Source organism: Paenibacillus sp. FSL W7-1332, from assembly GCF_037969785.1.
Lineage (GTDB): Bacteria > Bacillota > Bacilli > Paenibacillales > Paenibacillaceae > Paenibacillus_AQ.
In genome coordinates, this window is sequence record NZ_CP150209.1 from 1 (window position 1) to 10000 (window position 10000).

8 protein-coding genes (1 of these 8 cut by a window edge) are annotated in these 10000 nt (G+C 48.8%); 7 read left to right on the plus strand and 1 reads right to left on the minus strand.

Annotation, left to right across the window (positions count from 1 at the left end):
- From dnaA to gyrB, 6 genes are all read left to right on the plus strand, one after another.
- Positions 1–1347, plus strand: coding sequence for a chromosomal replication initiator protein DnaA (gene dnaA, locus MKX98_RS00005; protein ID WP_269468904.1), 1347 nt, complete (start codon positions 1–3; stop codon positions 1345–1347).
- A gap of 203 nt (positions 1348–1550) precedes the next feature.
- Positions 1551–2693: a DNA polymerase III subunit beta gene (dnaN, locus tag MKX98_RS00010; protein WP_113058542.1), complete on the plus strand. Its 1143-nt coding sequence runs from the start codon at positions 1551–1553 to the stop codon at positions 2691–2693.
- A gap of 38 nt (positions 2694–2731) precedes the next feature.
- Positions 2732–2947, plus strand: coding sequence for a S4 domain-containing protein YaaA (gene yaaA / locus MKX98_RS00015; protein WP_009591516.1), 216 nt, complete (start codon positions 2732–2734; stop codon positions 2945–2947).
- A 56-nt stretch (positions 2948–3003) separates the two neighbouring features.
- Positions 3004–4116 (plus strand): DNA replication/repair protein RecF, encoded by a 1113-nt coding sequence (gene recF, locus MKX98_RS00020; RefSeq protein WP_339220796.1) that lies wholly within the window; start codon positions 3004–3006, stop codon positions 4114–4116.
- 13 nt (positions 4117–4129) lie between these two features.
- Positions 4130–4381, plus strand: a complete 252-nt coding sequence (locus MKX98_RS00025) for an extracellular matrix/biofilm biosynthesis regulator RemA family protein (RefSeq protein WP_071219299.1) — start codon at positions 4130–4132, stop codon at positions 4379–4381.
- Positions 4382–4407: 26 nt separating this feature from the next.
- Complete coding sequence (gene gyrB / locus MKX98_RS00030) at positions 4408–6318, plus strand: DNA topoisomerase (ATP-hydrolyzing) subunit B (RefSeq protein WP_100541344.1); 1911 nt, start codon at positions 4408–4410, stop codon at positions 6316–6318.
- A gap of 134 nt (positions 6319–6452) precedes the next feature.
- Here the strand turns inward: gyrB and MKX98_RS00035 are convergent, their stop codons facing one another.
- Entirely contained in the window at positions 6453–7265 is an 813-nt protein-coding gene (locus MKX98_RS00035) for a YheC/YheD family protein (RefSeq protein WP_339220798.1), read from the minus strand.
- A 410-nt stretch (positions 7266–7675) separates the two neighbouring features.
- Here MKX98_RS00035 and gyrA point away from each other — a divergent pair, with 410 nt between their 5' ends.
- Positions 7676–10000, plus strand: the 5' portion of a protein-coding gene (gene gyrA / locus MKX98_RS00040; protein WP_194540284.1) for a DNA gyrase subunit A. The gene runs 171 nt beyond the window's last position; 2325 of the gene's 2496 nt are visible here — the first part of the coding sequence; it begins with the start codon at positions 7676–7678; its stop codon lies beyond the right edge, outside the window.

A 10000-nucleotide genomic window follows, 5' to 3' on the forward strand; every position in this document is an offset into this window, starting at 1 on the left:
TTGGAAAGCCATACTTCCGAATTATGGCAAGAAATATTATCGATCATACAAACCAAGCTGAGTAAACCGAGTTTTGACACTTGGTTTAAAGCTACCAAGGCATTGACCATTACCGATCACTCCGTCGTCATTTCCGCACCGACAACGTTTGCTGTGGAATGGCTGGAGAGCCGATACACCAAGCTGGTTAGTGCAACCGTATTGGAGGTGGTGGGCAAGCAGGTGGATGTCCGCTTCGTCATTGAGGAGGCCAAAGGACACGAACCTGTGCCGCAGCAGATCTCGCCGCCGCTTGAAATATCCGGGGAAGAAATTCAGTCTCATATGCTGAATCCGAAGTATACGTTTGATACCTTTGTCATCGGTTCAGGCAACCGCTTCGCCCATGCTGCCTCGCTCGCTGTTGCCGAAGCTCCGGCTAAGGCGTATAACCCATTGTTCCTATATGGTGGAGTTGGACTTGGAAAAACCCACTTAATGCATGCCATCGGCCACTATATTTTGGAGCACAATCCCAGCAGCAGAGTCGTGTATATTTCCTCCGAGAAATTCACCAACGAGTTCATCAACTCCATTCGGGACAACCGCGCTGAAAGCTTCCGCAACAAGTACCGCAACGTCGATATTCTGCTCATTGACGATATTCAGTTCTTGGCAGGCAAGGAATCGACGCAGGAGGAATTTTTCCATACGTTTAACGCCCTGCACGAAGAGCGGAAGCAGATTATCATATCCAGTGACCGTCCGCCCAAGGAGATTCCGACGCTGGAAGAACGGCTCCGTTCCCGGTTCGAATGGGGATTGATCACCGATATTCAACCGCCGGATCTGGAGACGCGGATTGCCATTCTCCGCAAGAAAGCGAAGGCCGAGAATCTGGATATTCCGAACGAAGCCATGATGTATATCGCCAATCAGATCGATACGAACATTCGTGAACTCGAAGGTGCCTTGATCCGTGTCGTTGCCTATTCCTCCCTGACCAATCAGGACGTAACAACGCATTTGGCAGCCGAAGCCCTGAAGGATATCATCCCGTCCAGCCGGCCGCGAATGATTACGATTCAGGACATCCAGCAGAAGGTGGGCGAGTATTACAACCTCAGGCTGGAAGACTTCAAAGCCCGCAAGCGAACCAAAGCCGTCGCATTTCCGCGGCAAATTGCCATGTACCTGTCCCGCGAATTAACCGACTATTCCCTTCCCAAGATCGGAGAAGCATTCGGAGGCCGGGATCATACCACTGTCATCCATGCCCATGAGAAGATTACCCAATCTCTGAAAAACGACCAGGAGCTGTTTAAAGTGGTCAATAATATTACGGAGAAAATCAAAAATCCAACCTGAACAAGTTCAAAGCCTATGCACAATCTATACACATGTGGATAGGCTTAATTTTATGCCTTTTCTGGGGCTTATCCACATATTCAGTGCCCCTATTACTATTACTAATAATAATTAATAAATAATTTAACCATAAAGAGGGGGATCCTCTTGGCATTCGCCAAGGTGAAAAAACCCCTCTCATTTTTCCGTAAGGAGTGAAATTGATGAAAATCAGCATATTAAAAAATGTATTAAACGAATCCATTCAACACGTATCCAAGGCGATTTCCAGCCGAACTACGATTCCGATCCTCAGCGGCATTAAACTGGATGTCACGTATTCGGGTGTCACACTAACTGCTAGCGATACTGATATTTCCATTCAATCGTTTATTCCTTCGGAAGATGAGAAGCACACCATCGTCCAGGTAGAGCAGCCTGGTAGCGTTGTGCTGCCGGCCAAATTTTTTGTTGAAATCATCAAGAAACTCCCTTCCCAAGAAATCCAGATGGAGGTAAAAGAGAACTTCCATACCTTTATTTCTTCGGGAGCTACGGAAATTCAGATGGTGGGCTTGGACCCCGAAGAATTCCCGGTACTGCCTAACATTGAAGACAGCCAAACCGTTTCTTTGCCTGGAGATCTGCTGAAAAACATGATCAAGCAAACGGTATTCTCCATTTCCACCCATGAAACAACGCCTATTTTGACCGGGGTATTATGGAGTCTGAACGATAATGAATTGAAATTTACCGCAACAGACCGCCACAGATTGGCAACTCGCTCCGCACAGCTGGATAATGCACAGGATATTTCGTTCAACAATGTCGTCATTGCGGGTAAAACGCTGAATGAGCTGAGCAAAATTATTCCGGACCAAAATACGCTGGTGGATATCGTTGTGGCCGATAATCAGGTATTATTTAAAATTGACCGTGTTCTGTTCTATTCCCGTATACTGGACGGCATTTATCCCGATACTTCTAGAATTATTCCAACATCGCATAAAACAGAACTCGTTTTGGACACAAAAAAATTAAGCGAATCGATCGACCGCGCCTACCTGCTCTCCAAGGAGGAGAAAACGAACATTGTTCTCCTGCAAACGATGGAACAAGGCGGCATCGAGATCTCTTCCAGCTCCTCTGAGCTTGGTAAAGTGCGTGAAGAATTGGATCTGATCGATTTCAAAGGGGAGCCGCTGCGCATCTCGTTCAACTCCAAATACATGCTGGACGTGCTAAAGGTGGTTGAAAGCGAACAGCTGATGATCGCTTTCATGGGGGTTATGAGCCCGATCATTCTTAAACCGCTCGACGACAGCAAGAGCCAATATATTATTCTGCCGTACCGTACGGCCAATTAAAGTTATCCCCATGTTGATAGGGATGAAAGGACGAGGTCATGAAACAAATATTTATCCACAGTGAATATATCAAGCTGGATCAGTTTTTGAAGCTTTCAGATTGCGTATCCACAGGTGGGATGGCGAAGGCGCTGCTTGCGGAAGGAGCGGTTCTGGTCAACGACGAGAAGGAAGAGCGGCGCGGACGCAAACTGGTTCCCGGCGACATCGTCAAGGTAGAGGATTGCGGGACGTTTCAGGTGGCAGCACAATAGACAGCCTCCCGCAGCCGCTTTGGCGCTAAGCGCGGAAGACGAGGGAGAGGATAAGCTTGTTTGTCAAAAATGTCAGCCTGCAGCATTATCGAAATTACGAGAAGCTGCAGCTTGAGGCGTTTGGCGATGTCAATTTGATCATCGGACGCAATGCCCAAGGAAAGACGAATTTGATGGAGGCGCTCTTCGTGCTTGCTTTAACGAAGAGCCATCGTACCTCCAAGGATCGCGAATTGATTGGATTCGAGCAGTCCAGTGCGCATATATCAGCCGAGATTGATCGCAAGTACGGCACCTTGAGGCTGGAGCTGAGTTTGTCTCAGCAGGGGAAGAAGGCAAAAATCAACGGACTCGAGCAGCGGAAGCTTAGCGATTTCATCGGCTCGCTCAATGTCGTGATGTTTGCGCCCGAGGATCTGGAGATTGTCAAAGGCACGCCGGGGGTTCGCCGCCGGTTTCTTGACATGGAGATCGGGCAGGTCGCGCCAAGCTATCTGTTTCACCTGCAGCAATACCAGAAGGTGCTTGTGCAGCGCAACAATCTGCTGAAGCAATTATGGGGGAAGGGCAGCGCCGAACAAGCGATGCTGGACATTTGGAACAACCAATTGGCAGAACATGGTGTTAAAATCGTCAAGAAGAGGAAACAATTTATAAAAAAGCTGCAAAAGTGGGCTGAGACCATTCATCAGGGAATCACAAACGGTCTGGAAGAGCTCTCTTTACACTACCTTCCGTCCTTTGCTGACGCGGAGGAAGAAGATGAAGCTGTCTTATTTGAGACATTTATGATAAAATTATCACAAATGAAAGAGCAAGAAATACGGCGTGGTATGACATTGGCAGGTCCTCATCGAGATGATCTGGCTTTTTATATTAATGGCAAAGAAGTCCAAACGTATGGATCTCAAGGTCAGCAGCGGACGACGGCGCTATCTTTGAAACTGGCTGAAATCGAGCTGATACAGGAAGAGATCGGTGAATATCCGGTGCTGCTTCTGGATGATGTGCTTTCTGAATTGGATCCGTACCGGCAGACACAATTGATCGAGACATTCCAGAGCAAAGTGCAGACATTCATCACGGCGACGGGCATTGAGAGTTTGAATACCGACAAATTGAAGGGTGCCAGCATTTTTCATGTCCATGACGGACAGGTGGGCTCTTAAGGAGTGATTCCATATGTATATTCATTTGGGCGGAGAGAAGATCATCCGTTCGTCGGAGCTGGTTGGGATTTTTGATATCTCGATAGAGAAATCTTCAAAAATCTCCAAGCAGTTCGTCACGCATGCCCAGCAGCATAAAGTCGTGGAGATGATTGGCGAAGAGGATCCGAAATCCATTGTGGTGACGAAGTCGATCGTTTATTACTCTCCGATCTCCTCTGCAACGCTTAAGAAACGAGCAAATCATTTTGTAGCTCAGGCATAACAGAATCTGTAGAAGTAGGTGAAGGCATGTCTATGAATCAACCGACATATGATGAGAATCAGATTCAGGTACTGGAAGGATTGGAAGCCGTTCGTAAACGTCCCGGGATGTATATCGGGTCTACCAGTGCCAAGGGTTTGCATCATTTGGTATGGGAAGTTGTGGACAATAGTATTGACGAAGCGATGGCGGGAATATGCGACCATATCGAAATCATTGTCCATGAGGATAACAGTGTTACCGTTGTCGATAACGGGCGCGGAATTCCGGTCGGCGAGAACGCCAAGCTGAAGAAGTCGACGCTGGAAGTCGTTATGACCGTCCTTCATGCCGGCGGTAAATTTGGCGGCGGCGGATATAAAGTATCCGGCGGTCTGCATGGTGTTGGTGTCTCGGTCGTGAATGCACTGTCTTCGAAAGTCGTGGTTCAAGTCAAACGTGACGGGCACATCTACCAACAGGAGTATCATCGCGGCGTACCTCAATATGATATCAAGGTCATCGGGGATTCCGACGATACTGGTACAACCGTAACCTTCTTGCCGGATCCGGAGATTTTCACGGAAACAACGGAATATGATTACAACACGCTGCTTACGCGGATTCGTGAGCTGGCGTTCCTGAATAAGGGCATTGCGCTTACGCTGACGGATGAACGTACAGGTGCCTCCGACTATTTCAAATACGAGGGCGGAATCATTGAATACGTTAAGTTCCTGAATGAGAAGAAGGAAGCACTGCACGAAGACCCTATCTATGTTGAGGGATCACGGGATAATATTCAGGTCGAAGTATCGCTCCAGTATAACGACAGCTATACCGAGAATATTTATTCTTTTGCAAATAATATCAACACGCACGAAGGCGGAACGCATGAATCCGGCTTTAAGAGTGCGCTCACTCGGATTATCAATGACTATGCCCGCAAAACGGGATTGATCAAAGATAACACCAACAACTTGTCGGGTGACGATGTGCGTGAGGGATTGACGGCAATCATCTCGGTCAAGGTACCGGAGCCGCAGTTCGAAGGACAAACCAAAACCAAGCTCGGCAACAGTGAAGTCCGCGGTATTGTGGAATCCTTGTTCGCGGAGAAGCTGCAGGAGTTCCTGCAGGAGAATCCGTCGGTTTCCCGTCGGATCCTGGAGAAGGCGCTCCAGGCATCACGTGCTCGTGAAGCGGCGCGTAAAGCCCGCGAGATGACACGCCGGAAGAGTGCGCTTGAAGTCAGCGCATTGCCAGGTAAACTGGCAGACTGCTCTTCCAAGGATGCCTCCATCAGTGAGCTGTACATCGTAGAAGGTGACTCTGCCGGCGGATCCGCCAAGCAGGGACGCGACCGGCATTTCCAAGCCATTTTGCCGCTTCGGGGTAAAATTCTCAACGTGGAAAAGGCGCGGCTTGACCGCATCCTCTCCAATGCGGAGATCCGGGCGATCATTACGGCGCTGGGTACGGGTATTGCGGAAGATTTCGATCTGTCCAAGGCCCGTTATCACAAAATCATTATTATGACTGATGCCGACGTTGACGGCGCGCATATTCGTACCTTGCTGCTGACGTTCTTCTACCGTTACATGCGTAAGCTGGTGGAAGCGGGTTATATCTATATCGCCCAACCGCCGCTCTTCAAGATCGAGCGCAATAAGGTGATCCGTTATGCCGGCAGTGAGAAAGAACGCGACGAGATCATTAAGGAATTCGGTGAGAACGTAAAAATTAACGTACAGCGTTACAAAGGTCTCGGCGAGATGAATGCCGGACAGCTGTGGGAGACGACGATGGATCCAGAGAGCCGTACCATGCTTCAGGTGACCATCGAAGATGCGATCCTGGCTGATACGTTGTTTGATACCCTGATGGGCGATAACGTTGAACCGCGGCGGGATTTCATTCAAGAGCATGCGAAGTCGGTCCGTAATCTGGACGTATAAAGTTAATAATCCAAAAAGGGGCATCCCAAGGTCTGTGAAGGCCTCAGGACTGCCCTTTTATTTTTACGATAGATACGATTTGGTGTGTTCGCCATATATCCTGAATCTAGGCATTAAATTATATATCGCATAGGCTAGCCGGTCTTTTTGGCTTTTTTCTTGCCGGTTAAGTTACGCCCATAAGCGTTTGCATATTTTTTTACTTGATTGTAGATGCTGGGATCCTTGAAAAATTTCTTGAACGGGAACAGTGCGGGTTTGGTATTAACCTCCAGGATCCAGATGTTCCAGCGACCGTCGATGGCAATATCGAGGCCGATTTCTTTCAGCTTGGGATAGGATTTCTGCAGCTGCGATGCGACATTCACCCCAAGTACATTCAGCTCTTTACGGATGTTCTCTGCCTCTTCCGCCGTCATATGCTCGGTCATCAGCGGTTTATAGTGCTGGGCTGCCCCACCGCTATGGTGGTTGGTAATGATTTTATTCTTGGCCGCTACCCGCCCGATTATTCCTGTGCTCACCCACTGGCCAGAAGGACTCTTCTGAGTAAGTACACGTAGATCAAAGGGGCGGCCTTTATGGCGAAGCAGATGGATGCCTTGCTGAATGAGATATTCCTTCCCCTGAAACAAAGCGCTCAGTGTTTTATCGAGACTCTCCAGGGAGGTAAACATTTCGGTTTTCTGTTCATAACGAAGCTTGTAGGAAGTGGTCGTGGTTTCGTCGGCATCACCGATTTTGGATTGGAGCTGCTCGACTGACATGACGCCGACGCCATAGGTTCCCCGGTCAGGCTTGATATACACAAGCGTATGTGTGCCCAGCATGTCACCAAGCGCCTCCAATGAATACTGGCGGGTAGAGGGAACATAAGAGGCGAGACCTTTATTTTTCAAGAGTATTTTCGTTTTCGCCCACTTGCTTGCAACGCGTTGGATAGTCAACCATCTTCATCCTTTCCAGCTGTATGATGGGAGTGACAGGATTTGGCCTGTCTCGTTAACAAACTCGTGTCCATCCGGTTGATTTGAAAGAATCGGGGCATCTCCAGCAAGAGAGCTTAAACCCGGAAAACATAGGACAAGTATGACAAACAGTGGTATAATATAAAGATGTGATGCTACGAAAAGTCCTGTGCAATGCATTGTATGTGAAAAGGGGCACGGAGGACAGGGCGTATATCCCGGTTTCCGGGCAAAAATCATTCTTTCACTTGATCCATCCCGTGTTTAATTGTGCACGGTTTGTGAAAGTAATATAATAAAGGTTAGTGCGTTTTTAGGTTTCTGATCACTATTCTGCTTTTTTCACATAGATCAAGGCATGGTTGATAGGAAAATGAAGGAGGTCCAGCATGGCGGAAGAAAATTTCTCCCAAATCAAAGATCGTGACATTGGTACCGAGATGCGCGAGTCCTTTATGGACTACGCGATGAGTATCATTGTCAGCCGGGCTTTGCCGGATGTACGGGACGGAATGAAGCCAGTACACCGTCGTATTTTATATGCGATGTCTGAACTTGGAATGGCCCCGGATAAACCGCATAAGAAATCGGCAAGAATTGTTGGCGAGGTTATCGGTAAGTACCATCCTCATGGTGATTCCGCAGTTTATGAATCCATGGTTCGGATGGCGCAGGACTTCTCCATGCGTTATATGCTTGTTGATGGACACGGAAACTTCGGTTCCATTGACGGCGATATGGCAGCGGCTATGCGTTATACCGAGGCTCGTTTATCGAAGATTGCTATGGAAATGCTGCGTGATATTAATAAAGAGACGATAGACTTTGCTCCTAACTATGATGGTGAGGAACAGGAGCCGGTCGTTCTTCCTGCGCGTTATCCTAACTTGCTGGTAAACGGCGTGTCCGGGATCGCAGTAGGTATGGCTACCAATATTCCGCCTCATAATCTCGGTGAAGTTATCGATGGCGTTCAGGCGATGATTCGAAATCCTGATATCACGCCGATGGAGCTGATGGAATATATTCAAGGACCGGATTTCCCGACAGCGGGTTATATTCTGGGACGTGAGGGGATTCGTCAAGCATACCGTACGGGCCGTGGATCCGTTACGATGCGGGCGAAAGCGACCATAGAAGAGAATAACAACAAGGCTCGCATTGTCGTTCACGAGATTCCGTATCAGGTGAACAAGGCTCGACTGGTTGAGAAGATCGCGGAATTGGTTCGCGATAAGCGGATTGACGGCATTACGGATCTCCGCGACGAGTCGGACCGTAACGGTATGCGGATTGTTATTGAGCTGCGCCGGGACGTCAACCCAAATGTCGTTTTGAATAACCTGTACAAGCATACGGCTATGCAGTCTAATTTCGGTATTAACATGCTGGCTATCGTAAACAATGAGCCGAAAATTTTGAATCTGCGCGACGTGCTGTTCTACTATTTGGAGCATCAGGTTATCGTTATCCGTCGCCGGACCGAGTTTGAACTGAAGAAGGCGGAAGCTCGCGCTCATATTCTCGAAGGTTTGCGGATTGCGCTGGATCATCTCGATGAGGTTATTGCCCTCATTCGCGCGTCGCAGACTACAGAGGCAGCTCGCGAAGGCTTGATGGAGCGTTTCGGTCTCAGTCATGAGCAGGCGCAGGCCATCCTGGATATGCGTTTGCAGCGCCTGACCGGACTCGAACGCGAGAAGATTGAGAACGAGTACCAAGAATTGCTTGCCAGAATCGCGGAACTGCGCGAGATCTTGGCTAATGAGCATCTTGTGCTTCAAATTATCAATGATGAGCTCCAAGAGATTAAGGAACGCTTCTCGGATGAGCGCCGTACCGAAATTACGGTCGGGGAAGACAGCATCCTGGATGAGGATCTGATTCCACGGGAAGAAGTGATCATCACCATTACGCATACCGGTTACATCAAGCGTCTGCCTGCGAACACCTATCGCAGCCAGAAGCGGGGCGGCCGCGGCGTTGTGGGGATGGATACGAAGAGCGAAGACTTTGTCGAGCATCTCTTCGTCACGAATTCCCACCACTATCTGATGTTCTTCACGGACAAAGGGAAGGCGTACCGGTTGAAAGCCTATGAGATTCCTGAGCTTAGCCGTACCGCCCGCGGAACGCCGATCATCAACCTGATTCAGATTGAACAGGGCGAGTCGATCAATGCCGTGATCCCGGTGGAGAACTTTGACAGCGATAATTTCTTGTTCTTTGCCACACGTCAGGGTGTCGTTAAGAAAACTCCGCTTGAGGATTATGTCAATATCCGCAAGGGCGGTCTGATTGCGATCAACCTGCGCGATGATGATTCCTTGATCGAGGTTAAGCTGACAGATGGTCAGCAGGAGATCATCATGGGAACGGCGCAAGGCATGTCCATCCGCTTCAAGGAGAGCGATGTTCGCTCGATGGGAAGAAGCGCGACGGGGGTGAAAGGGATTACGCTCGATGACGATGACGAAGTCATTGGCATGGACGTGGTGGACCAGGAGCTTGATATCCTTATTGTAACGACCAAAGGTTACGGCAAGCGGACGCCTGCAAGCGACTACCGCAGTCAGACCCGTGGTGGCAAAGGGATCAAGACTATCAATATTACGGAGAAAAACGGACCGGTTGTGGCACTTAAGGTCGTGAAATCGGAAGAGGATCTCATGATTATTACGGCTAGCGGTACCATCATCCGTACGAGCATGGAG